The sequence below is a fragment of the Flavobacterium suncheonense GH29-5 = DSM 17707 genome (assembly GCF_000430025.1).
In the GTDB taxonomy this organism is placed as follows: Bacteria; Bacteroidota; Bacteroidia; order Flavobacteriales; family Flavobacteriaceae; genus Flavobacterium; species Flavobacterium suncheonense.
The window spans coordinates 441,484-465,470 of the sequence record NZ_KE387020.1 but is presented as its reverse complement, the minus strand read 5'-3'; the positions used below and the strand labels follow the sequence as shown (position 1 = coordinate 465,470).

The window sequence follows — 23,987 nt, the reverse complement described above, 5'->3', positions numbered from 1 at the left end:
GGTTCGCATAGTGTAACCGTAACCGATTCCAAAGGTTGCACCACAAGTTGTAATGTTACAATTGGAGGGCCAGCAGCATTGACTTGTACAGTAGCTAAAGTTAGCGATGTTGCTTGTAACGGCGAGTCCAATGGTTCAGCTACCGTGACTCCGGTGGGAGGAAATGGTGGTAATACTTTCTTGTGGGATAACGGAGAAACCACTGCAACAGCAACTGGTTTGAGTGCCGGTTCGCATAGTGTAACCGTAACCGATTCCAAAGGTTGTACTACAAGTTGTAATGTCACTATAGGTGAACCGCCTGTGCTATCTTGTACAGTGGCTAAAAACGGTGATACAGCATGTAATGGAAATACTGGTTCCGCTACCGTGAGTCCGGTTGGAGGAAGCGGAGGTTATACCTATTTGTGGGATAACGGCGAGACTACTGCTTCTGCGACTGGTTTGAGTGCAGGTTCGCATAGTGTAACAGTAACCGATTCAAATGGATGTACTACAAATTGTAATGTAGAAATTGGGGTTGTTGCTTGTGGCGGCCACATCTTCCCAACTCAAACAACCTGCTGTAACTATGCCACAGGAACGGCTTCCAGCTTGATGTTTGTTTGTACAAAAGTTAATGGTAACGTTGTAAACAATGCTATTCCAGGGGTATTCTTCTATTATTCTAATGTTGTTGCGCCGGCAGCTAACTTCACAATTGATGTGATGCAAACAAACGATGGTGATTTGAATAAACTCTTTAATGTTCAGAATGACAGACAAATAAGATTGTTTACCAACTATTGTGAGAACAATATCAATTTCACCGGAAGTATTGTTAATGGACACGATGCCCGTTACGTTGTAACAGGTGCAACACCAGGTGCAACTTATATTATTTCAATTAAATACGATGTTAAAACCATTATTGGAGGGGTATATTCCGGAGGAGATTTGTTAAGTACCTACACTTTCAGTAGCTATACAAAAGTAGGAGCAAACCCTAGTGTACCTGTTGCAGGAAGTACCGGTATGCTGGATGTACTGGCTGGATGTAAAGATACAACACCGCTTCCAGGAGATTGTCGTATTTCACCACCGTCATCAGTAGTAGACATGAATCCTGGTACTGTTGAAATGGCAGGATTTACAACATTCCCGGTTCCGTTTAAAGATAATATTACCATCCGATACGATTTCGATTATCAATCAAAAGTGAGAATTGAGATGTTTGATTCCAAAGGAATGTTGATAATGTCTCATGATGATCCTGATGCTTACTACAATAAACAAATAACCTTAACTCCGAACATTAACATTGGAGAAGGTCAGTTGTACTTTATTAAAGTAATTACCGACCGTGGTGTAAGCATTAAAAAAGTAATTTCCAACAAATGATGCCCATAGTTGATCAAAAAGAAAAGGCTGGTTGAAACACCAGCCTTTTTTATTTTATGGAAATTCCAGAGAATTATTTTACCAGTCCTCTTGAAATTACGATTCGCTGAATTTCGGAAGTACCTTCGTAAATCTGGGTGATTTTCGCATCACGCATCATACGCTCTACGTGGTATTCGCTCACGTAACCGTTACCGCCGTGAATTTGTACTGCTTCAACCGTTACGTTCATAGCAGTCTCAGAGGCAAACAATTTTGCCATCGCTCCGGAATGTGAAATGTCCTGACCCGCATCTTTTTCACAAGCCGCTTTAAAACACAACATTCTGGCTGCGGTAATCTGCGTAGCCATATCGGCTAATTTGAAAGCGATTGCCTGATGTTGGAAAATCGGTTTTTTGAACGCTACACGCTCTTGTGAATATTTCAAAGCCAGTTCATAAGCACCGGAAGCAATTCCCAACGCCTGAGAAGCAATACCGATACGACCTCCGTTCAATACCGCCATGGCGAAGTTGAATCCGAAACCGTCTTCACCGATTCTGTTTTCTTTTGGAACTTTAACGTCTGAGAACATTAAGGAATGCGTGTCGGATCCTCGGATTCCCATTTTCTTTTCTTTTGGACCTACCGAGAAACCTTCCCATCCTCTTTCCACGATGAACGCGTTGATTCCTTTGTGACCTTTTTCCACGTCTGTCTGAGCAATTACGATATAAGTAGAAGCAGTTCCACCGTTAGTGATCCAGTTTTTCGTACCATTTAACAAATAATGGTCACCCATATCGATAGCGGTTGTTTTCTGCGAAGTGGCATCCGAACCGGCTTCCGGCTCCGACAAACAGAATGCTCCGATTACTTCCCCTTTGGCAAGCGGCACCAAGTACTTCATTTTTTGCTCTTCGTTACAGAATTTCTCCAATCCGGCACAAACCAAAGAGTTGTTTACCGACATGACCACAGCAGCAGAAGCATCTACTTTTGCGATTTCTTCCATAGCCAACACGTAGGAAACACTGTCAAGACCTGCGCCACCGTATTTCGGGTCTACCATCATCCCTAAAAAGCCCAATTCGGCCATTTTTTTTACTTGTTCGGCAGGGAATTTCGAATGTTCGTCTCTTTCGATTACACCCGGTAATAATTCAGTTTGTGCAAAATCACGTGCAGCCTGCTGAATCATTAAATGTTCTTCGGATAAGTTAAAGTTCATTGTTATCGTGTTTTGTTTTTATTTTTTTGAGTGCCAAATATAGGTATAATTCTCCTAGTTTTCAATTAGATTGCCTAATTTTAACCCATGCAAAAAACGAACTACAATGTTATTGGGGTGATGTCAGGAACCTCGCTGGACGGCGTGGATTTGGCCCATATTCAATTTGCGGTTGAAACCAACGATTGGACGTTCCAGATTTTTGAAAGTGAGACCGTTGCGTACTCCGAAGCTTGGGTAAACCGACTGAAAAAAGCCGTCGATTTTTCAAAAGAAGCACTGCAAAAACTTAACGAAGAATACACCGAAGTTTTAGCAAAAATCATCCGTGATTTTATCCAAAAGCATAAAATTGAAAACCTGGACGCGGTCTGTTCGCACGGGCATACGATACTGCACCAGCCGCAAAACGGTTTTACCCTTCAGATTGGAAATCTTCCGAAAATAGCCGAATGGGTTCAGGAAAAAATTGTTTGCGATTTCCGCGTGCAGGATGTGAAACTGGGTGGACAAGGCGCACCGTTAGTGCCGATTGGCGACCGGATTTTGTTTTCGGAATACGACTATTGCCTGAATCTGGGCGGTTTTTCCAACGTGTCTTTTGAAGAAAACGGGGAGCGCATTGCCTTTGATATTTCTCCGGTGAACACGGTTTTAAATTTTTATGCCGATAAATTAGGCCTGAAATACGATGATAAAGGGCAGTTGGCCCAAAGCGGCTCAATTTCTGAAGCATTACTGTCCGAACTGAATGCTTTGGAATTCTATCAGAAAAGCTATCCGAAATCGTTAGGGTTTGAATTTGTGAAAACGGTAGTCCTTCCGATGATGGAAAAGTATTCAATTGCAACAGAAGACAAACTTCGAACTTTTACGGAACATGTAGCTTTTCAGATAGCTAACGCCTTACCCAAAAAACACGGAAGCCTTTTGGTGACCGGAGGCGGTGTTTACAATACTTTTCTTATCGACCGAATGCAGCATTTTCTACCGGACATGAAACTAATCATCCCGGAAGCCAAAACCATTGAATTCAAAGAGGCCCTTATTTTTGCGTTGCTGGGCGTGTTAAAACTTCGAAATGAGGTTAATGTGTTGGCGAGCGTTACCGGTGCGGCTAAAAATCACAGTTCGGGCGTTATTTTTGATAAACCTAAAAATCTTTGAGACTTTTGCAGAATCAGAGTATATTTGCACCACTTTTTAACAAACAATACAATTCAAACTAATAATGAAAGAGTTACTTAAAAAATTTGAAAATAAAGAACCTGAAGTAGTGTTCCATTGGAAAGATCCGGAAACCGATGCGGAAGGATGGACAGTAATCAACTCCTTACGTGGCGGTGCTGCCGGTGGCGGAACCCGTATGCGCAAAGGTTTGGATATGAATGAAGTACTTTCGTTGGCGAAAACGATGGAAGTGAAATTTTCCGTTTCAGGACCTGCTATTGGCGGGGCGAAATCGGGAATCAATTTCGATCCGGCTGATCCGAGAAAAGAAGGTGTGTTACAGCGTTGGTACAAAGCCGTTTCACCTCTTTTGAAAAGCTATTACGGAACCGGAGGCGATTTAAACGTAGACGAAATCCACGAAGTGATCCCGATGACCGAAGCTTGTGGGGTTTGGCATCCGCAGGAAGGGGTTTTCAACGGCCACTTCAAACCAACGGAAGCCGATAAAATCAACCGCATCGGCCAATTGCGTCAGGGTGTGGTAAAAGTGATTGAAAACACAACGTTCTCACCAGACATCAACCGAAAATATACAGTAGCTGATATGATTACCGGATATGGTGTGGCGCAGGCCGTTCGTCATTTTTACGATATCTACGGCGGAAATGTTGCCGGTAAAAAAGCGATTGTGCAAGGTTTCGGTAACGTAGGTTCGGCAGCGGCTTTCTACTTAGCGGAAATGGGCGCGAAAGTAGTGGGAATCATCGACAGAGACGGCGGTGTGATCAACGAAAACGGCTTTGCGTTTGAAGAAATCAGAACCTTATTCTTAAACAAAAACGGCAATACTTTAGTGGCCGACAACATGATTCCATTCGCGGAAATCAACGAGAAAATCTGGTCGATCGGGGCAGAGATTTTTACGCCGTGTGCGGCTTCAAGATTGGTAACCAAAGCGCAGGTTGACAGTATGGTGGCAGCCGGACTGGAAGTAATTTCATGTGGTGCTAACGTGCCTTTCGCCGATAAAGAAATTTTCTTCGGACCGATTATGGAAGAAGTGGATGCTAAAGTAAGTTTAATTCCGGACTTCATTTCCAACTGCGGTATGGCGCGTGTTTTTGCGTACTTCATGGAGAAAAAAGTGGATATGACAGATGAGTCGATCTTTAACGACACATCAGAAATCATTAAAAATGCGATTCAGAAAACTTATGAGGTAAGTTCTGATAAGAAAAACATCAGCGCCAGAGCTTTTGAAATCGCGTTGAAACAATTGGTATAATTCTTGTATCTTTAACTCTTATAACATAACAAAAAAAGCGTATTTTCGTTATTATTGTTTGAGTAAGAGTAAGAATATGGAACAGTTTGATATATCAGCAGCAGAAAAAAGAAAATCCTTCCTGATTACGGTAGTGATTTATGCCTTTTTACTGCTGCTTTTGTTTTTTATCCGGTTTTGGCCTCCCACCAATCCGGAAACTTTAGCCATGTTAGGCGGAGGTGGCGGAGGTGGTGGTGTGACCATCAATTTCGGGGATAGTGATGTCGGTATGGGCGATAACTTCCAGAGCGAAGTGCTGAACGTGAAGAATGACGTAAAGCAGGCGGTAACAGAATCGGCTCCGGAAGATATTATTTCGAGCGATACGCCGGAAGACAATGCGGTAGTGATACCCAAAAATCCGACTCCGGTTAAAACTAAACCAGTGGTAAAAACCGATCCGAAGCCCGTTGAAGTAAAAAAACCAACCGTATCCAAGAATACGAATGATGCGTTGGCGAATTTAATGAACGGTTCCAACAAAGGCGGTGACGGAGACGACAACCAGGCCGGAAACAAAGGAAAATCCAACGGGGATTTGGCGTCCAACGGTTATTACGGAAACGGTGGTTCAGGTGGCGGAACAGGCGGTGGTACCGGTACCGGAAATGGCACGGGAACAGGACCGGGAAGCGGAAGCGGTTCCGGCGGTGGTAACGGAAGTGGTGTAGGAACGGGAACGGGTGGCGGTTATTCTCTTGGAAACCGAAAAGCGTTATCCAAACCGGCGCCCAATTACAACTGTAACGAGGAAGGTCGTGTAGTAGTGGAAGTTTCTGTAGATAAAACCGGTAAAACCATTGCGGCCACACCGGGAATCAAAGGAACAACTAATACGGCGAAATGTCTGTTGGATCAGGCGCGAATTGCTGCAATGAACACCAGATGGCAGGCGAGTGACGATGCTCCCGATCGTCAGGTGGGAAAAATTATTTATACGTTTAGTTTGAATTAAGACAGTCAGAATAGCAGAAACCGGTTAAGCAATTTTCCGGTTTTTTTGTGTTTGAAAGGATTTATATTTGGTTTATAATAGCCATCTTTAAATAATATGGAAACAAGAGAAGCTTTAACGGCAAGAATTTATAATTGGCTGGAAATTGGTTTTCAGCAACCTTCGGAACGGTTATCCGAGCTCTTTTATTTTGACAAGCGGGATAGTCAGTTTTTTTCAATTTTAGTGGCAGACTATTTTCATTTTGACGAGAATTATAAAGTTCCTGAAAATGCGGTTTCAAGTTATTCTGAAGATGTTTTGGAATTGCTTGCAGATAGGATGAAAAGAATTGATGCTAATGATAAATCGATCATAGCACTTCCCCGAACAAGCGAAAAAATAACTTTAACTCAAGATGTGTTAAATGAAAAAATTGAGTCATTTTTAAATTTAAACACTATCGATGTCAATATAGCTACGATTTGGGATATTGATGAGATTGGAAGTGTGACAATAAATCTTGTCGATTCTAAAAAAGGATTAAAGAGGAGCAAACGATGGTGGAAATTTTGGAAGTAAATCCCCTAGCCCCGATAGCAGCGGCATCCTTTTATAAAAAATCCCATTCGCTCAGAATGGGATTTTTTGTAAAAGATATAGCGTATAGCGGGATAAAGCTCCTGAAACTATTACTTGGCTGCACTGGTGGCAATCACGAATTTCAAATTGTTTTTTACGCCAATCTGCAACACGTCTACCAAATCCTGTACCTGTAAATTGTACGGAATGCGCACCACAACGGCCTGCTCTTTGTTGTCGCCGATTTTGTTCAGCAATTCCTGTTCGAGCTGGTCGAAAGGGACTTCCTGTTTGTCGATGAAGAAGCGTTTTTCTTCCGTTACGGACAAACTGATGAGCTGCTTGTTGGTCTTTTCGTTGTTTTTCGATTTGGGCAACGTCATTTTAATTACGTTCGGATTCGCCAAAGTCGAGATGATCAAAAAGAATAAAAGCAGGAAGAACATAATGTCGCTCAGGGAACTCGTGGCGACTTCTGCGTGAAAGCGTTTATTTCGTTTTATCGGCATTTGGTCTCTGAATTATGTTAACGAATTCCAGTACGTGTCTTTGCATGTTCAGTGAATAGTTGTCAATCATACTGTTGTACAAGTGGTACGCCGAATACGCGATGATACCCACAATTAGTCCGGCACCACTACTGATCATTTTCTCGTACAATCCTCCGGAAATGTTTCCGATACTGATGTTTTCCGTAACCGAAATGCTGTAGAAAATCTTGATTACCCCGGAAATCGTTCCGATAAACCCAAGCGTTGGGGCAATACCGGCAATAAGTCCTAAAACACCCAGTTTTTTCTCCATTTCCCCGATTTCGATGTTGGCCATTTTTTCCATGTTGGATTCGATTTCCGAAATGGGACGTCCGATGGTCTGGATGCCTTCTTTGATTACAATGGCAGAAGCAGCACCGTCGCGTTCTGCAGCAGAAATAGCCATGTCGATATTTCCGGCATTAAGGTGGGTACGGATGTCTTTCATTAAATGCGGATCGGTACGGGTGGCTTTTTTGATGTACAGGAACCGTTCGATAATGATGTAAATGGTGTAAAAAAGTAAAATGGCAATCGGAATTAAAAATATTCCTCCTTTTAAGATGAACTCCAATACGGAAATTTCGTTGTCTTTGATCACACCTTCTACCACGGTTCCGGCAGCCTGAGCGATAGTGTCATTTTGTACTTGTAAAAAAAATCCAGTCATAAATTTGATTGATAGCGATACTTTATTTTAAAAATAATCTCAATTTTGCAATAAAGATAAATTTCTATACCCTAATAAACTAAAAAAAAGTTTATTTATTTTACGGGTACGGATTTTAACAGCAAATCGTATTCCAAAATGACCTATCTGGAAACTTTACAGTGGATGTTTGCCCAATTGCCGATGTACCAGCAGCAGGGCGCTTCGGCGTATAAAAAAGACCTGACCAACACCCTTTTACTGGCTGAACATTTAGGAAATCCGGAGCGGAAGGTCAAATGTGTGCATGTGGCCGGAACGAATGGGAAAGGTTCTACATCATCGATGATTGCTTCGGTATTGCAGGAAGCAGGCTATAAAGTCGGATTGTACACTTCGCCGCATCTGAAGAATTTTCGGGAGCGGATTAAAATCAACGGAAGTATGATTCCGGAAGAGTTTGTGGTGGATTTTATCAGTTCCAACAAATCTTTCTTTGAAGTAAACCAGTTGAGTTTTTTCGAAATGACCGTGGGTTTGGCTTTTGATTATTTTGCTAAGGAACAAGTGGATGTGGCTGTGATTGAAGTCGGGATGGGAGGACGTTTGGATTCGACGAACATTATTGCTCCGTTGGTTTCGGTGATTACCAATATCGGGTTTGATCATACGCAGTTTTTAGGGAACACATTGGAGGCGATTGCCGGTGAAAAGGCCGGAATTATCAAGCCGAATGTTCCGGTGGTAATTGGGGAATATACTGAGGAAACGAAACCGGTTTTTACAGCGAAAGCTGATGCGTGTAACTCCGCTGTTTATTTTGCTTCCGATTTGATTCTGCAGGACTATCCTTGCGGGTTGTTGGGCGATTATCAGCTGCACAATAAAAAAACGGTGGTGCAAACAGTTGAGATTTTGAAAAATCATTTTATAATTTCCGAGGAACACCTTAAAAACGGATTGCTTAACGTGGTGGCAAATACCGGCCTGTTAGGGCGCTGGCAACAGCTGCGTTCAAAACCGAAAGTAATTTGCGACACGGCGCACAACAGCCACGGACTGAAAATTGTACTGAACCAGATTCAAAAAGAAACATTTGAACAATTGCATTTCGTTTTGGGCGTCGTGAACGACAAAGATATGGACGATATTTTGCCGTTATTTCCAAAACAAGCCAAATATTTTTTCTGTAAACCCAATGTGCCGCGCGGTCTGGATGAAAAAATTTTACAGCAAAAAGCGCTGGAATTCGGATTGAAAGGTAAAGTATTCGATTCTGTTTCAGAAGCTTATGCGGCTGCTTTGGCGGTTTCTTCCGAAGACGACTTCATTTATATAGGAGGAAGTACCTTTGTGGTGGCAGAAATTGTGTAAAATAATTTTGCAGAAGTAAAAAATACGACTATATTTGCACTCGCAATACGGGAAAAGCCGGTTGCAGATAAAAGGGCGATTAGCTCAGCTGGTTCAGAGCACCTCGTTTACACCGAGGGGGTCGGGGGTTCGAACCCCTCATCGCCCACCACTTTTATCACATTACTGATATACGAATTATCGGGCGATTAGCTCAGCTGGTTCAGAGCACCTCGTTTACACCGAGGGGGTCGGGGGTTCGAACCCCTCATCGCCCACAAAAAAGCACTTCAATAGAAGTGCTTTTTTTATTGGTCATAGTTTTGCTCCATTTCTTTTACCGCGTCAATTAAATTCTGAATACGGGCTTCTTCTTTTGCTTTTTGTTTTTTGCCCAGGTAGAAGAATGCGAACAGCATCCAGGCCAGATACGCAACCAGTACAATTGTTTTCAGCAGTGCCGACATGGGCGCCATCACCTCTATAAAATACAACCCAAAGGCGATATTCATAAGAATAAAATAGGCTGTAGTCGCTTTGGTGCTTACAAATTTTTGAAAACCGTAAAAACTCTCCAATTGCTGCAGCATTATCTTAGGGGCTGCGGTAACGTCCATTTTTTTTAGGCGGATGATCTGGTACAACCGGAGGGCCGAAAAGATGAAAATACAGCAAAACATGAGGGCCAATCCGATGTATGTGGTGGTTTTTTTGAAATCAATGCTGCTGCCAATCCAAAACAAAAAGGGTAATGTAAGGGCTAAAATACCGGTTTGGAGGATTATTTTGTTGGTATACGCCTGTTTGTCTTTTTTGGCTTTGGCAATGATTTGTGTCACATCAGGCAACGGTTGGGTTTCCTGTTGTTTCCATAAATTTTGTATGTCGTTAAAGTCTTTCATATTTCGAATAGATAGCGGTTAATTGTTGTTTGATACGGTGAATTTTTACGCGCAGATTGCCTTCCGATATACCGGTAGCGGCTGCAATTTCAGGATAAGGAACTTCTTCCAGCAATAGTGTAATGATCAAACGGTCGGTTTCTGCCAGTTCGCTGATGCATTTGTATAACAGCTGAATCTGTTGCTCTCTTTCCGTGTCGCCTTCCTCATCTTTGACTTGTAATTTGTCAATAGTGGTGTTGTGCTTGGATTTGTCATCGCGCAGGTACTGTAGGCAGGTGTTTACGGCGATACGGTACATCCAGGTGCTGATTTGCGCTTCGCCCCGGAATTTGTCATAATGCTGCCAGACTTTAATAAAAACTTCCTGCAATAAGTCGTCCGCCAGCATGGCATTTCCGGTGTAACCCAAACACAAACGGTGAATTTTAGGCGAATAGGTGTTGTAGATATTCCTGAATTCCTGTTCTTGAAGGTTGGTTAGTGTCACAACAGTTATTTTTGGTTAAAGAAAGCGTCTATCTGAGTGTAAAACCACTCCGGCTGATCGTACATGATAAAATGCTTGGCATCGGCTACTTTTATTGTTTTGTTTTTCAGTCCGGCATATTGTGAAGTGTATTCTTTTTCGCTGGCTTCTTTAGTCTCCCATAAGCTCGCCAATACCAATACGGGTGTTTTTATTTTTGAAATTTCCTGTCTTAAATCGGTGGTTGACATTTCCACAATGGTGCTTCCCAAAGTGGTCCGGTCGCTTTTGTAACTCCATTCGGCGATTTGCTTTGCTCTCAGGGAATCGTTTACCTGATACAACATTGCCTTGGTCATGTTTTTTACATAACCTTCCGAAGGTAATGCTTTAAAGTTCTGAATTACCGCTTCCTTGTTGAATTGCGGATTGGCTTTTACCGCTTCGGCTGTAGTTTCCGGTTTTCCGATTGCTGAAACAAAAGGCAGTCCGTCCACACAAACACTCTTTCCGAATAAATCCGGTTCAGTGCTCTGTAGCCATAAGGTCATGAAGGCGCCCAGGCTGTGTCCGATTAACATTGGCTTTTTCATTTTGTGGTCTTTGACGTATCGGATGATTTCATCGCGTACCGTTTTTAAGATTTCGTCGTTCTGAATCGGTTTGGCGCCTCCAAATCCGGCAAGCGTAAGCACGTGTAACTGATATTGGTCTTTAAAATGAGCTACGGTCTCGTTCCAGACTTCGCCACTGCAGGAATAACCCGGAATCAAGATAACCGGTTGCCCTTTGCCGATTACGTTTACTTCAAAAGAAGGATGTTGCTGTGAAAATACGTTAATTGCTGCCAATAGGGCTAATGCTAAGAGAATCAATTTTTTCATGGTATGCTGTTTTTAGGTTTTTAATTGAATTTCTCTTTTGATGCAGTCGCTGTTGTATTGTTACAGTAAATTTTTATTTTTTTCTAAAAAAATGAAGAAAGCCGCAATTGGAGCGGCTTTTTAGTTTTATAAAAGGTCTAAGGTTCTTTCCAGAGCCATGCCTCGGGAGCCTTTAATCAGGAGAATTTTATTTTTTGGGTTGAGGTTTTTAAAACTTTCCGTAAAACTTTCGAAAGAGTCGTAAAAATGGAAATGGTTCTTAGAGGTTTTGTTTGCAAAAAAATCTTTCCCTACAAAATGGGTTTCAATTTCAGCATGGTCTTTCAACAGGCTGATGACCTTTTGGTGTTCTTCCGGGCTTTCTTTTCCCAGTTCAAACATATCGCCTAAAATTGCAATTTTACCCGAGCCGTCCAATTGAATGAAATTCGCAATCGCGGCTGCCATGCTGCTCGGGTTGGCATTGTAGGCATCCAGTATAATTTGATTGCCGTTTTTCTCCATCAGTTGCGAGCGGTTATTAGAAGGGATGTAGTTTTCAATCGCGTCCTTGATATCGGAGTCGGAAACGTTGAAGTATTTTCCAACCGTGATTGCCGCATTGATGTTGTTGGCGTTGTAAATTCCTATCAAATGGGAGTTTATTTCCTGCTTGTTGAATACTACTTTTACCATGGGATTTGACGTAACCGAATCAATTTTAACATCGGCCTTTTCGTTTTGGGAAAAAGTACTTCGGGAAATTGCGGCTGTTTTTTCTTTCTGAACGGCATCGTCAAGATTGACAAAAGCCGTTTTGTGATGTGCTTTCAGATAGTTGTAGAGTTCGCTTTTTCCTTTGATTACGCCTTCTGCACCGCCAAAGCCTTCCAAGTGTGCTTTTCCGAAATTGGTAATATAGCCGTAATCTGGTTCGGCAATTTCACATAACATTTCGATTTCCTTTTGATGGTTAGCGCCCATTTCCACTATACCTATATCTGTGGTGTCATCAAAAGAGAGTAGGGTCAAGGGTACCCCGATGTGGTTGTTGAGGTTTCCTACGGTGGCTTTTGTTTTGTATTTTTTGGACAGCACCGTATTAATGAGTTCTTTGGTGGTGGTTTTTCCATTGCTTCCGGTCAGGGCAATGATTGGCAGTCCTAATGCCTGACGGTGGTGCTTGGCTAAATCCTGTAACGCTTTTAGACTGTCAGGAACCAAAATCATCTTGTCTTCGTCGGTGAAGAATTGTTTGTTGTCGATAACGGCAAACGCAGCGCCTTTGTTAAGGGCTTCCTGAGCGAATTCGTTAGCGTCAAAATTGTCGCCTTTCAGGGCAAAGAATAAAGAGTCGGATTCAATTTTTCGGGTATCCGTGGCTACGGTCGTGCACTGTAAAAAGCATTCGTATAATTCTTCGATTCTCATTTGAAAAAGGAGTATAAAATAAAAGCCCTAAAATAGGGCTTTTATTGTATAGTATGAAAATTAATTTTATTAACCTCTTGGTTTTTTCTTGTTGTCTTTCGGACCTACTTTAGACATAGCACAACGGAAACCAATGTAGTCTGTTGCCATATCCTGCGGGTAGTATCTTCTTGATGCAGGATCTAACCAATATGCTCTGTCTCTCCATGAACCTCCTTTGTAAACTCTTGAATCATCGTTTACTAAAGTAGTACGTTTAGAAGATTTGTCGTATTGTCTGTTCATTACCCCTAAGCTGTCAACCGAAATTTGGTGTTTAGGAGAGTCGTACATTCTTTTAGCGTCGTTTTCTTTGCCTCCGCCTTCTTCTTCCTCAGAACTTGCGAATTTAAAGTAACGGGTTGACTGTTTGTCACCGTCTCTGTAATTTCTGTTATCAGAAGTAGAGAAGTTGTAACGCAAATACGTTTCGTTTTCGTCCACCGGAACCTGAGCAATTTGTCCAGGGAAGTTTCTGGCAGCAATTTTACCGTTGCTTAAAGTGTCGTATTTGATGTTTTCAGATGTAACCAACTCCACTTTTCCGTCTTCACCGATTTTGTTTTTCATGTAAACGTTACCTCTGTAGTAGTTGAAGTCGTTTGCTTCGTCGTCTACCATCGGACGGTAAACGTCTGCAACCCACTCGGCTACGTTACCAGCCATATCGTATAAACCAAAATCATTTGGAGGGTAAGATTTTACTTTATTGGTAATATCAGCACCGTCATCAGACCATCCTGCGATACCGCCGTAATCTCCTTTACCTTGTTTGAAGTTGGCCAATTGGTCACCTCTTAACTGTCTTTTTCCGGAACGGGTGTATTGTCCTTTCCAAGGATATTTTTTCTTACCTCTGTAGATGTTGTACTCACGGATTCCGTTTAAAGCAGTAGCGGCATATTCCCACTCCGCTTCGGTTGGAAGTCTGTACTCCGGTAAAATGATACCGGAAGATCTTTGTGCGAACACGTTTTTAGGCTCGATAGTTTTTCCGTCTTTTGTGGTTTGAGGTTTAGCATTTTTGCCTTTAGCTCCTTTTTTACCTCTGAAAACGATTTCCTCGTTACCTCCAAAAGCCGTAGAAGGGCTGGCTAAGTATGCTTCAGTGTTGAAAGTGTTTTGCGCATCAACATCGTTGATTTTTGCATCCTTTTTCAAGTACTGCTCTCTTTCCAAGATTGCCTCGTTTACACGGTCGGTTCTCCACTTGCTGAACTCAGTAGCCTGAATCCAGTTCACACCAACTACAGGGTATTGACCGTAAGCTGGGTGTCTTAAGTAGTTGTTGGTCATCGTTTCGTTGTATCCTAAACGATTTCTCCATACCAACGTGTCAGGTAGTGCACCTGTATAGATATTTTTATAATTTTCATCATCCGGTGGGAAAACTTTTTTCAACCAAAACAAGTACTCTGCGTACATCATGTTGGTAACTTCAGTTTCATCCATGTAGAATGACTGTACGTGCTGCTGATTTGGTGTGTTGTTCCAATCGTGCATTACGTCATCCTCCACTTTACCCATGGTGAATGTACCGCCTTCAACAGCGACCATTCCTGGTGGAGTTTCCTGTTTCTTAAATTTGTCGTTGTATTGGAAACCACCTTTTTTGTCGTTGATTTTCCAACCTGTTGCCTGAGAACCTCCTTTAGACGACCCTTTTTTGCTGCAACTAGCAAATGATATTGTAAGCGCTAACGCTGCCAACATCTGTAAAGTCATAATTCTTCTAATTTTCATACTTTAAGTAGGTAATAAATTTAGTGCCGCAATATAGTAATTAACCGTTAAACTGCAACAACTTTTTTTCAATTAATAAAAAAAAATATAAAATCATGTTAAAGTTCTTCATTATAACGCTTTTAAAGAATATATATTGTCTGAAATTAGCTTATCAGGAAAATATTTTTTCTATTTGTAATAACTTTTCAATAATTACGTTTATTAAGCGATGAAGAAATGGTTACTTTTTATAGCTTTTTTCACAACTTTTTTCTGTTTTTCGCAGCAAAAAGTGCAAGTTGTTCTCGACTGGAAAGCAGCGTCGGCATTTCGTGTCGATTCCATACCTTATATCATACCGAAATTTCAGTTTGAAAATTTCGATTTTAATGCGGCGGAAAAAACAATTTATTTCAAAAAAGTGTTTCCGGTTGCCAATGTGGTGAACGAACAGTCGGTGGTGGTTGAGAATGTTGTTTTTGAGGAAATTTCCAAAGCCGATTTAAAAGACCTTTCGTTTGAGAAACTGCCCAACGCGTTGGGTGTAAAACTTACCAATGCCATTGCCAGAAGCAAAACTTCGGCCGTTTTGTCTTTTTCGCCCATTATAAAGCAGGGCAATGCTGTCAAAAGGGTGAAGAGTCTGTCGGTTAATTATTCATATGGTACGGGTAATTCGCTTTTAACTTTAAAAAGTGCCAACGCTGTTTCCAACTCGGTTTTGGCTACCGGAGACTGGTACAAGTTTCGTGTTGTAAAGTCCGGTGTTTATAAAGTAACCAAAAGCTTTCTGCAGCAATTGGGAATGGATACCAACGTAGATCCGAGAAGGATAAAAATTTACGGCAACGGAGGACGAATGGTGCCGTTAAGCAATGCGGTGGCTTACCCAATGGATTTGGCGGAAAACGCGATTCAGGTTATCGGAGAGGACGATGGTGTGTTTCATGACAACGATTATATATTGTTTTATGCTGAAGGTGTTGATGTTTGGAATGAGGAGAGTTTTACCAGTGTAAATTTATACGATGATTATTCCTATTACTACGTAACAGCTTCAGGTGGAAACGGAAAGCGGATTCCGTTGGCTATTCAGCCATCTGCAGATCCGAATATGACTTTTACGGTTTTTGACGACTATCAGTATTATGAAGTGGACAAGTTTAATCTTGGGAAGTTAGGACGTAAGTGGGTTGGAGACGAATTCAGAATCAACAACATTCAGACTTTTAATTTTGATTTTCCTAACTTGGTTACCGGTACTCCAATTGAAATCCGTATAAATGCTGTTTCAGGCTCATTTGGGCCAAGTTCTTTTAAAGTAAAGGCAAATGGTCAGGAGTTAGGGACAATTCCTTTTGCAACGTTAACCACGGCAATGCATGTGGCGGCTGATGAGAATTTGTTTGTGGGTAATTTTTCTTCCTCGACAGCAGCAGTTGCTATTCAGATGGAATATGATAACGGAGGTGTGCCTTCTTCAAACGGTTATTTGGATTACATTTCGTTATTGGCATCAAGATCTTTGCAGGGATACGGGCGTCAGTTTTTGTTTAAAAACCGATTGGCGGGAACCAATATAGGAGTTGGGCAATATCAGATTTCCAATGCTTCGGGCATCGCTCAGGTTTGGGATGTAACGGATATTTACAATGCGGTAAAATATGAAAACCCGGGACAGGCATCCTTTTCGTTTAAAGCAACTTTGGGAGAAGTGCGTAATTATGTTGCCGTGGATATGTCCAACCTCTACTCACCTTCCGGAGATTCGAATGCGAGAATTGTCAATCAGAATATAAAAGGTACAATTTTCAAGAACAATCAGGGAGATTTTCAGGATATCGATTATTTAATTGTAACCCCGACTTTTCTGAAAACCCAAGCTGAAAAACTGGCCAATTTTCACCGCAATTACTCCCAGTTGAATGTTAAGGTTGTGGAATTGCCGCAAATCTATCAGGAATTTTCTTCCGGAAAACAGGACATCGGAGCCATCCGCAACCTGGTTAAGTATATATATAACAATGCCTCAACTCCGGAAAAAAGAATAAAATACGTAAATTTGTTTGGAGACGGATCTTACGATTATAAAAACCGTATCCCGAACAATACTAATATCGTACCAACCTTCCATGCCTTTTTTGCTTTGACCTCTCCGCATGCTAGTAATGGCAGTTATACACTCAATTATTCTAATCTGATGGCGTTTATGTCGGATGATTTTTATGGGCTCATGGATACGAATGAAGGATATTGTAACGGAGGAGAACACTTGGATTTGGCTGTAGGACGGATGTTGGTAAGCAGTGCCGCTCAGGCGGAAGCGATGGTTGATAAAGTGATTCAGTATCATGACGAACAATCCTACGGGAGATGGCGCAACAACTGTCTTTTTGTTTCGGATGATGTTGATACACAATCAGATGCAAGTCTCCAGTTTGATTTGGATAATCTTACGAATGGAATTGCAGCCCAGAAACCGTTCTTAAACGTAAAGAAAATACACACCGATTCGTATATTCAGGTAACGACAGCCGGAGGAAACCGTTATCCTAAGGCGAAAGAAGAATTGTTAAACGAAATGGAGCAGGGTGCTTTGGTGATCAATTATTTCGGGCACGGAGGAGAAGACGGTTTAGCCCAGGAGCGCATGTTTGAAAAATTGGATGCCCAGAATTTAAGTAACCAATACCGCTATCCGCTTTTCATTACCATTACTTGTGAGTTTACAAGGTTTGACAATCCGCAACGTCCGGCCGGAGGAGAATACATGTATTGGAATACAGAAGGAGGGGCGGTTTCCTTAGTGGCAACAACCCGGGAAATTTCCCAGTCGACCGGGAAAGTTCTGAACGATAAATTGGCGGAACAGCTGTTTTCCTATGGTTCAAACAACTATGTGCCTATAGCGGAAGCCCTGGCGGAAGCCAAAAATCAAATGACGGCAAGCGATATCAGGGTTGCTTTTTATATCGGTGATCCGGCTCTGAAATTAGCCATTCCGAAACCAAAAGTACGGTTAACCAAAATCAATGACGTGCCGATAACGCAGCCTACGGATACTTTAAAAGCTCTTAGTTATGTAAAACTATCCGGCGAAGTGGTGGATGAATTTGATAATTTATTAAGCAACTACAAAGGCGATTTGGCAGTTCAGATTTTTGACAAGCAAATGAGCAGAGCCACCCTGGCTAATGACGGTACGAGATATATAATAGGCTATACAGGTAATCCGCCGCAGCCTGTTTACGGAGATTTAATCATAATGAACTTTACCAAACTGGGGGAAACCATTTTCAGGGGAAACGCTTCGGTGAACAATGGTTTGTTTGAGTTCGGGTTCATCGTTCCCAAAGACATTCGGATACCGGTCGGGAACGGAAGGATTAGTTTTTACGCCAAAAACAATTCGCCTCTGGAGGACCAGACCGGTTATGATACAACGATTAAAGTAGGCGGGATTAACACCAACGCTGTGGCGGATAATTTGCCGCCAAGAATCCGGCTGTACATGAACGATGAAACCTTTGTTTCCGGCGGAATAACCAATGAGTCGCCTTTTTTGCTGGCCTTTCTGGAAGATGAAAACGGAATCAATACCGCCAGCGGAATCGGTCATGACATAGTGGCTATTTTGGACGGCAATGAAAACAATCCGTACATTCTGAACGATTATTACGAGACAGAACCTAACGATTATACACGAGGGAAATTGCGTTTTCCGTTCCGAAACCTGGCAAAAGGCCTGCATACGTTAACGCTGAAATGCTGGGATGTGTACAATAATTTTGCTATGGCCGAAATTCAGTTTATCGTTGTAGGCGATGAAGACGTAACACTTTCCAACGTGCTTAATTACCCAAATCCATTTGTGAGTTACACCGAATTCTGGTTCTCTCACAACAAGCCTTTCGAACCTTTGGATGTTCAGGTACAGATTTTAACCATTTCGGGGAAACTGGTAAAAACCATCAACCAGTCTGTGGCTACCGAAGGATTTTTGTCCAGAAGCATCAAATGGGACGGGCGCGACGATTTCGGAGACCGGATCGGGAAAGGGGTTTATGTATACAAGTTAACAGTCCGGTCGTCCATTACCGGAAAAAGGGCTGAAAAAATCGAGAAACTTGTAATACTTTAAGAAAATAGTATATTTGTCAAATTAACTTTTAAGATAAAAATGAAAAAATTAGCATTAGTAGCTCTTTTCTTTGCTGTTATTCAGTCGGTTACAGCTCAGGATAGGGTGATAACAACCGGTGTGCCCTTTCTTTTAATTTCTGCCGATGCCCGTGCAGCCGGTATGGGAGATATGGGGGTTGCCAGTTCCGCCGATGTTTTTTCGCAACAATACAATCCAGCTAAATATGCTTTTTCACCGTTTAAACACGGTTTTTCGGTGAGTTACACGCCTTACTTAACGAGTATTGCCAATGATATTTCTCTGGGACAGGTAACGTATTACAACCGTTTTAACGAACGTAGTGCTTTCGCAGGAAGTTTGCGTTATTTCGGTTTGGGTGACATTACGTTAACCGATGATTCGGGTCAGGAATTAAGAACGGTAAATCCAAATGAATTTGCTTTTGATTTGTCCTACTCTCTGAAACTGAGCGATATGTTTTCCATGGGAGTGGCAGGGCGTTACATTCGTTCCAACTTAAAAATTGCGACTGATAACAATGATGCATCTGCGGCGAATTCCTTTGCGGTTGATGTGGCGGCATTCTTTCAGTCGGAAGAAATTGCGTATTCTGATTTTAACGGAAGATGGAGAGCGGGAATCAACCTTCAGAATTTAGGGCCAAAAATTTCTTATGACGGAGATGTGGAAAGAAGTTCCAACTTTTTACCGTCAAATATGAAGTTAGGGGTAGGTTTCGATTTTATCATGGACGAATACAATAAGGTGACCGTTTTGGCGGAAACTAATAAATTATTAGTGCCAACGCCGGAAAAGGTTACGCCAACAGACAGAAATGATGACGGAATTATCGATTCCAATGAAATTAGTACGGCATACGCAGAAGCAAACCAGCGCTACCGAGACATTGGCTGGGCTTCCGGAATTTTCAAATCTTTCGGTGATGCACCCGACGGTTTCAGCGAAGAATTAAAAGAATTCACCTGGGCTTTGGGAGCAGAATACTGGTATCAGGATTCCTTTGCGTTCCGTGCCGGTTATTTTAACGAAAGTGTCGAAAAAGGAGCCCGAAAATTTGCGACTATCGGTGCCGGATTCAAATACAATATTGTAAAAGTGGACGTTTCCTACCTGTTCTCAACCTCAAAAGTGAGAAACCCGTTGGAAAACACTTTGCGTTTCTCGTTAACGTTTAACTTCGGTGATTCGTACGACGATTTATAAGAATAAAAAATAAGTAATAAACTATCCAAATTCGTTTTGAATTTGGATTTTTTGTCTGTAATAATGGGATTGAATGAAGAGTATTAGTATTACATCAACTTTTGTGGTTTATAACACTGTGGAAGAGCTTGCGCCGGAAGTGAAAGAGTTAATGAGTCAAGCCGTTGCCATCCGAAAAAAAGCCTATGCGCCGTATTCCAATTTCAGGGTAGGAGCAGCCATTTTGTTGGATAACGGAAAAGTGGTATTGGGTTCCAATCAGGAAAATGCGGCCTATCCTTCGGGTTTGTGTGCCGAGCGCGTGGCTATATTTCAGGCAGGAGCCATTTATCCGGAAGCTAAAATTTTAAAAATAGCCATTTCAGCCACTGCGGATGATAAGGAGACTGTAGAGCCAATACCGCCTTGCGGAGCCTGTCGCCAGTCGATTGCGGAGTATGAATTCCGTCAGGACGTGCCGATAGAGATTTACTTTATGGGCGCAGTCGGGAAAGTGTATCAGTCCAATTCGCTGAAAGATTTACTGCCATTAAGTTTTGACAAAAACTTTTTGTGATATTTTTAAAAACCTGATTTTTAATTTTCACTTCTGAAGATGAAGTGTTACTTTTGCATTTCGCAAAATTGTGTGAAACAGTGAGTATTTTGATAAAGTACTTATAAAAAGCAAACAAACTAATGAAACCAATTACCAAAGAAGTGTACCTGAAATGGTACGAAGACATGCAGTTCTGGAGAAAGTTCGAAGACAAACTAGCTGCATTATACATTCAACAAAAAGTTAGAGGATTTCTACATTTATATAACGGACAGGAAGCTGTATTGGCAGGTGCTTTACACGCCATGGACCTGTCCAAAGACAAAATGATTACCGCTTACCGTAACCACGTACAGCCTATCGGTATGGGAACTGATCCCAAACGCGTTATGGCGGAATTGTTGGGAAAAGTAACCGGTACCTCAAAAGGTATGGGAGGTTCCATGCACATTTTTGATAAAGAGCACGGTTTTTACGGTGGTCACGGAATTGTTGGGGCACAAATCCCGGTAGGGGCCGGAATTGCTTTTGCGGATAAATATTTCAATACCGGCGGTGTTACCTTAACCTATTTCGGGGACGGAGCAGCGCGTCAGGGATCTTTGCACGAAGCCTTCAACATGGCGATGTTGTGGAAACTTCCGGTAGTTTTTATCGTGGAAAACAACGGTTATGCGATGGGAACTTCTGTGGAAAGAACGGCTAATCACACCGACATCTGGAAATTAGGATTAGGCTACGAAATGCCATGCGGACCGGTAGACGGAATGAACCCGATTAAAGTTGCCGAGGCCATGCACGAAGCCATCGAAAGAGCACGTCGCGGCGACGGACCAACGTTCCTGGAAATGAAAACGTACCGTTACCGAGGCCATTCCATGTCGGATGCACAGCATTACAGAACCAAAGAAGAGGTGGAAGAGTACAAAAAAATCGACCCAATCACCCAGGTTTTGGACATTATCAAAGAAAAAGGTTATGCAACCGATGCGGAAATCGAAGCCATCGACGAGCGCGTGAAAAATCTGGTGGACGAATGTGAAAAATTCGCCGAAGAGTCACCGTATCCGGAAATAGGGCAATTGTACGATGTAGTGTACGAACAGGAAAACTATCCATTTTTACCACATAAATTATAATCGATTATGGCAGTAGTAATTACCATGCCGCGTTTGAGCGACACCATGACCGAAGGCGTTGTGGCAACTTGGTTAAAAAAAGTAGGCGATGTAGTGAAAGAAGGCGATATTCTGGCGGAAATCGAAACCGATAAAGCCACAATGGAATTCGAATCGTTCAATGCAGGAACGCTTTTACATATTGGAATTCAGGAAGGTGAATCCGCTCCGGTAGACTCCCTTTTGGCCATCATAGGACAACCGGGCGAAGACATTTCCGCGTTATTAAGCGGTGGAAGTGCACCGGCATCTAAAACAGAAGTAGCTCCGGCCGCTGAAGTTAAAGTCGAGGCACCAAAAGCAGCCGCTGAACTTCCGGCAGGCGTTAGAGTAGTAACCATGCCGCGTTTGAGCGACACCATGACCGACGGAACAGTGGCTACGTGGTTAAAGAAAATTGGTGACACCGTAAAAGAAGGCGATATCCTGGCGGAAATCGAAACCGATAAAGCTACGATGGAATTCGAGTCTTTCAACGCTGGAACGCTTTTATATATTGGTGTTAACGAAGGGCAAACCGCTCCTGTTGACAGTATTTTAGCGATCATTGGCCCTGCAGGAACCGATGTTTCCGGAATCGCAGCCAATTTTAAAGCAGGAGGAACTGCAGAAGCACCAAAAGCTGAAGTTAAAGTTGAAGCAGCTGAAACAGTTACAGCATCAGCACCTGTACAGAACACAAATGCAGGCGGAAGGGTGTTTGCTTCTCCGTTAGCGAAAAAAATAGCACAGGACAAAGGCATCGACTTATCACAGGTGAAAGGTTCCGGAGAAAACGGACGTATCGTAAAAAGCGATGTGGAAGGCTTTACACCACAGGCTGCGGCTTCTCAGGCAGGAGCGGCTCCGGCAACTACAACTGCTGCATCGGTTGTAAAACCATTTGTGCCGGCTGGGGAGAAATTCCAGGAAGAAATCAAAAATTCACAGATGCGTAAAACCATTGCGCGTCGTTTGGCCGAATCGAAATTCACGGCACCGCATTACTACTTAACCATTGAAGTAGCAATGGACGAAGCCATGAAATCGAGAGCGGTAATCAATACCGTGCCGGACACGAAAGTATCGTTTAACGATATGGTGGTGAAAGCCTGTGCAATGGCGCTTAAAAAACATCCGCAGGTAAACTCCCAATGGAGAGACGATGCGATGATCATTAACCACCATGTAAACATAGGTGTTGCGGTTGCGGTTGAAGACGGTTTAGTGGTTCCGGTGTTGAACTTTACCGACCAGATGAGTTTGTCGCAAATCGGGATAGCCGTAAAAGATTTGGCAGGAAAAGCGAAAAACAAAAAACTGACCCCGGCCGAAATGGAAGGCAGTACGTTCACCGTTTCCAACTTGGGCATGTTCGGCATCCAGTCGTTTACCTCAATCATCAACCAGCCGAATTCCGCAATTTTATCGGTAGGCGCGATTGAAGAAAAACCAGTGGTAAGAAACGGACAAATCGTTGTGGGCAACACCATGACCGTAACGTTGGCGTGCGACCACAGAACTGTAGACGGAGCAACCGGAGCGCAGTTCTTACAAACACTAAGACAGTATTTGGAAAATCCGGTAACGATGTTGGCTTAAGCCCGTCGTTATGAATAAATTAAATCCCGTTTTGAAATTCAGGACGGGATTTTTAGTATTTTAGTTTTATGAAAAAGATCATCATAACGGGTACTTCCCGCGGAATTGGTTACGAATTGGCGCTACAGTTTGCGGCGGCCGGCCATCAGGTTTTGGCGGTTTCGCGAAAAATTCCCAACGGCTTGACGGGCAATCCGAATATTACCTGTCTTTCGGTAGATTTGTCTTCCGAAGAAGATTTGAAACAGGTTGACCGTTTCATCGCGTCCGCCTGGAAGCAAGTCGATATTCTCATTCACAATGCCGGTTCGCTTTTGAACAAACCGTTCGGCGAAATTACTCCGGAAGAATTTGAAAACGTCTACAAAGTGAATGTTTTTGGCGTGGCCAATCTCACCCGAATTTGTTTGCCGTACCTTCAGACAGGAAGCCATGTGGTGACCATCAGTTCCATGGGAGGTATACAGGGCAGCATGAAGTTTCCGGGACTTTCAGCTTACAGTTCCAGCAAAGGTGCCGTGATTACACTGTCGGAATTGTTGGCTGAGGAATATAAAGAAAGAGGAATTTCCTTCAATGTGTTAGCCTTAGGTGCGGTGCAAACCGAAATGCTCGAAGAAGCCTTCCCGGGATATGAAGCGCCGATAAAACCTAAAGAAATGGCCGACTATATTTTCAATTTCGCCTTAACCGGCAACAAGTATTACAACGGCAAAGTGTTGCAGGTTTCATCCACAACCCCATAATTC

General features: G+C 42.5%; 19 protein-coding genes, 2 tRNA genes and 1 pseudogene. 14 read left to right on the top strand and 8 right to left on the bottom strand.

All coding sequences use genetic code 11. The features are described from left to right. Positions 1-1,380: pseudogene (locus tag G498_RS0112460) on the top strand (hypothetical protein); the annotation flags it as partial. Positions 1,381-1,453: 73 nt separating this feature from the next. On the opposite strand, the gene G498_RS0112455 reads toward G498_RS0112460, so the two are convergent. Then, positions 1,454-2,593 (bottom strand): acyl-CoA dehydrogenase, encoded by a 1,140-nt coding sequence (locus tag G498_RS0112455; protein ID WP_026981450.1) that lies wholly within the window; start codon positions 2,591-2,593, stop codon positions 1,454-1,456. A gap of 87 nt (positions 2,594-2,680) precedes the next feature. Between G498_RS0112455 and G498_RS0112450 the strand changes: the two genes are divergently transcribed. From G498_RS0112450 to G498_RS0112435, 4 genes are all read left to right on the top strand, one after another. Further along, positions 2,681-3,760: an anhydro-N-acetylmuramic acid kinase gene (locus G498_RS0112450; RefSeq protein WP_026981449.1), complete on the top strand. Its 1,080-nt coding sequence runs from the start codon at positions 2,681-2,683 to the stop codon at positions 3,758-3,760. Between the two features lie 64 nt (positions 3,761-3,824). Beyond that, on the top strand, positions 3,825-5,051 hold the full coding sequence (locus tag G498_RS0112445; protein ID WP_026981448.1) for a Glu/Leu/Phe/Val dehydrogenase dimerization domain-containing protein: 1,227 nt from the start codon (positions 3,825-3,827) through the stop codon (positions 5,049-5,051). A 76-nt stretch (positions 5,052-5,127) separates the two neighbouring features. Then, positions 5,128-6,048 (top strand): energy transducer TonB, encoded by a 921-nt coding sequence (locus G498_RS15765; protein ID WP_026981447.1) that lies wholly within the window; start codon positions 5,128-5,130, stop codon positions 6,046-6,048. Between the two features lie 96 nt (positions 6,049-6,144). Next, the gene (locus tag G498_RS0112435; RefSeq protein ID WP_026981446.1) at positions 6,145-6,609 is read left to right on the top strand and encodes a hypothetical protein; all 465 of its coding nucleotides are present in this window, start codon (positions 6,145-6,147) and stop codon (positions 6,607-6,609) included. A gap of 110 nt (positions 6,610-6,719) precedes the next feature. Here the strand turns inward: G498_RS0112435 and G498_RS0112430 are convergent, their stop codons facing one another. Both G498_RS0112430 and G498_RS0112425 read right to left on the bottom strand, forming a co-directional pair. Continuing rightward, positions 6,720-7,118 (bottom strand): ExbD/TolR family protein, encoded by a 399-nt coding sequence (locus G498_RS0112430; RefSeq protein ID WP_026981445.1) that lies wholly within the window; start codon positions 7,116-7,118, stop codon positions 6,720-6,722. Then, on the bottom strand, positions 7,099-7,812 hold the full coding sequence (locus G498_RS0112425) for a MotA/TolQ/ExbB proton channel family protein (RefSeq protein ID WP_026981444.1): 714 nt from the start codon (positions 7,810-7,812) through the stop codon (positions 7,099-7,101). Before G498_RS0112425 ends, G498_RS0112430 begins: the two co-directional genes overlap by 20 nt. A gap of 138 nt (positions 7,813-7,950) precedes the next feature. On the opposite strand from G498_RS0112425, the gene G498_RS0112420 reads away from it, so the two are divergent. From G498_RS0112420 to G498_RS0112410, 3 genes are all read left to right on the top strand, one after another. Then, complete coding sequence (locus G498_RS0112420) at positions 7,951-9,165, top strand: bifunctional folylpolyglutamate synthase/dihydrofolate synthase (protein WP_026981443.1); 1,215 nt, start codon at positions 7,951-7,953, stop codon at positions 9,163-9,165. A gap of 73 nt (positions 9,166-9,238) precedes the next feature. After that, a tRNA-Val gene (locus G498_RS0112415) sits at positions 9,239-9,316 on the top strand. Between the two features lie 31 nt (positions 9,317-9,347). After that, positions 9,348-9,422 (top strand) — tRNA-Val (locus G498_RS0112410). A 30-nt stretch (positions 9,423-9,452) separates the two neighbouring features. On the opposite strand, the gene G498_RS0112405 is transcribed toward G498_RS0112410, so the two are convergent. The 5 genes from G498_RS0112405 to gldJ all read right to left on the bottom strand — a co-directional run bounded on the left by G498_RS0112405 (position 9,453) and on the right by gldJ (position 14,591). Then, positions 9,453-10,046 carry a hypothetical protein gene (locus G498_RS0112405; protein WP_026981442.1) on the bottom strand — a complete coding sequence of 198 codons (594 nt, stop codon included), beginning with the start codon at positions 10,044-10,046 and terminating at the stop codon, positions 9,453-9,455. After that, positions 10,033-10,536, bottom strand: coding sequence for an RNA polymerase sigma factor (locus tag G498_RS0112400; RefSeq protein ID WP_205619168.1), 504 nt, complete (start codon positions 10,534-10,536; stop codon positions 10,033-10,035). Before G498_RS0112400 ends, G498_RS0112405 begins: the two co-directional genes overlap by 14 nt. A 5-nt stretch (positions 10,537-10,541) precedes the next feature. Then, positions 10,542-11,399: an alpha/beta fold hydrolase gene (locus G498_RS15150; RefSeq protein WP_051269892.1), complete on the bottom strand. Its 858-nt coding sequence runs from the start codon at positions 11,397-11,399 to the stop codon at positions 10,542-10,544. 126 nt (positions 11,400-11,525) lie between these two features. Then, a complete protein-coding gene (locus G498_RS0112385; RefSeq protein WP_026981440.1) occupies positions 11,526-12,809 on the bottom strand; it encodes a UDP-N-acetylmuramoyl-tripeptide--D-alanyl-D-alanine ligase in 1,284 nt (427 codons plus the stop codon). 69 nt (positions 12,810-12,878) lie between these two features. Beyond that, positions 12,879-14,591: a gliding motility lipoprotein GldJ gene (gene gldJ, locus G498_RS0112380; RefSeq protein ID WP_026981439.1), complete on the bottom strand. Its 1,713-nt coding sequence runs from the start codon at positions 14,589-14,591 to the stop codon at positions 12,879-12,881. A gap of 211 nt (positions 14,592-14,802) precedes the next feature. Here gldJ and porU point away from each other — a divergent pair, with 211 nt between their 5' ends. The 6 genes from porU (at position 14,803) to G498_RS0112350 (ending at position 23,984) form a co-directional block, all read left to right on the top strand. Then, positions 14,803-18,714, top strand: coding sequence for a type IX secretion system sortase PorU (gene porU, locus G498_RS0112375; RefSeq protein ID WP_026981438.1), 3,912 nt, complete (start codon positions 14,803-14,805; stop codon positions 18,712-18,714). Between the two features lie 39 nt (positions 18,715-18,753). Further along, positions 18,754-19,941, top strand: coding sequence for a type IX secretion system outer membrane channel protein PorV (gene porV, locus G498_RS0112370; protein WP_026981437.1), 1,188 nt, complete (start codon positions 18,754-18,756; stop codon positions 19,939-19,941). 73 nt (positions 19,942-20,014) lie between these two features. Next, a complete protein-coding gene (cdd, locus tag G498_RS0112365; RefSeq protein WP_026981436.1) occupies positions 20,015-20,497 on the top strand; it encodes a cytidine deaminase in 483 nt (160 codons plus the stop codon). 122 nt (positions 20,498-20,619) lie between these two features. After that, on the top strand, positions 20,620-21,618 hold the full coding sequence (gene pdhA / locus G498_RS0112360; protein ID WP_026981435.1) for a pyruvate dehydrogenase (acetyl-transferring) E1 component subunit alpha: 999 nt from the start codon (positions 20,620-20,622) through the stop codon (positions 21,616-21,618). A 6-nt stretch (positions 21,619-21,624) separates the two neighbouring features. Then, positions 21,625-23,238, top strand: coding sequence for a pyruvate dehydrogenase complex dihydrolipoamide acetyltransferase (locus G498_RS0112355; protein ID WP_026981434.1), 1,614 nt, complete (start codon positions 21,625-21,627; stop codon positions 23,236-23,238). Positions 23,239-23,306: 68 nt separating this feature from the next. Then, complete coding sequence (locus G498_RS0112350) at positions 23,307-23,984, top strand: SDR family NAD(P)-dependent oxidoreductase (RefSeq protein WP_026981433.1); 678 nt, start codon at positions 23,307-23,309, stop codon at positions 23,982-23,984. Positions 23,985-23,987: the final 3 nt, after the last annotated feature.

Coding starts and splice junctions, on each gene's coding strand:
- G498_RS0112355 (WP_026981434.1), top strand. CDS start 21,625: ATGGCAGTAGTAATTACCATGCCGCGTTTGAGCGACACCATGACCGAA.
- G498_RS0112445 (WP_026981448.1), top strand. CDS start 3,825: ATGAAAGAGTTACTTAAAAAATTTGAAAATAAAGAACCTGAAGTAGTG.
- G498_RS0112405 (WP_026981442.1), bottom strand. CDS start 10,046: ATGAAAGACTTTAACGACATACAAAATTTATGGAAACAACAGGAAACC.
- G498_RS0112425 (WP_026981444.1), bottom strand. CDS start 7,812: ATGACTGGATTTTTTTTACAAGTACAAAATGACACTATCGCTCAGGCT.
- porV (WP_026981437.1), top strand. CDS start 18,754: ATGAAAAAATTAGCATTAGTAGCTCTTTTCTTTGCTGTTATTCAGTCG.
- G498_RS0112430 (WP_026981445.1), bottom strand. CDS start 7,118: ATGCCGATAAAACGAAATAAACGCTTTCACGCAGAAGTCGCCACGAGT.
- G498_RS15150 (WP_051269892.1), bottom strand. CDS start 11,399: ATGAAAAAATTGATTCTCTTAGCATTAGCCCTATTGGCAGCAATTAAC.
- G498_RS0112385 (WP_026981440.1), bottom strand. CDS start 12,809: ATGAGAATCGAAGAATTATACGAATGCTTTTTACAGTGCACGACCGTA.
- G498_RS0112350 (WP_026981433.1), top strand. CDS start 23,307: ATGAAAAAGATCATCATAACGGGTACTTCCCGCGGAATTGGTTACGAA.
- G498_RS0112455 (WP_026981450.1), bottom strand. CDS start 2,593: ATGAACTTTAACTTATCCGAAGAACATTTAATGATTCAGCAGGCTGCA.
- porU (WP_026981438.1), top strand. CDS start 14,803: ATGAAGAAATGGTTACTTTTTATAGCTTTTTTCACAACTTTTTTCTGT.
- pdhA (WP_026981435.1), top strand. CDS start 20,620: ATGAAACCAATTACCAAAGAAGTGTACCTGAAATGGTACGAAGACATG.
- cdd (WP_026981436.1), top strand. CDS start 20,015: ATGAAGAGTATTAGTATTACATCAACTTTTGTGGTTTATAACACTGTG.
- G498_RS0112420 (WP_026981443.1), top strand. CDS start 7,951: ATGACCTATCTGGAAACTTTACAGTGGATGTTTGCCCAATTGCCGATG.
- G498_RS0112450 (WP_026981449.1), top strand. CDS start 2,681: ATGCAAAAAACGAACTACAATGTTATTGGGGTGATGTCAGGAACCTCG.
- G498_RS15765 (WP_026981447.1), top strand. CDS start 5,128: ATGGAACAGTTTGATATATCAGCAGCAGAAAAAAGAAAATCCTTCCTG.
- gldJ (WP_026981439.1), bottom strand. CDS start 14,591: ATGAAAATTAGAAGAATTATGACTTTACAGATGTTGGCAGCGTTAGCG.
- G498_RS0112435 (WP_026981446.1), top strand. CDS start 6,145: ATGGAAACAAGAGAAGCTTTAACGGCAAGAATTTATAATTGGCTGGAA.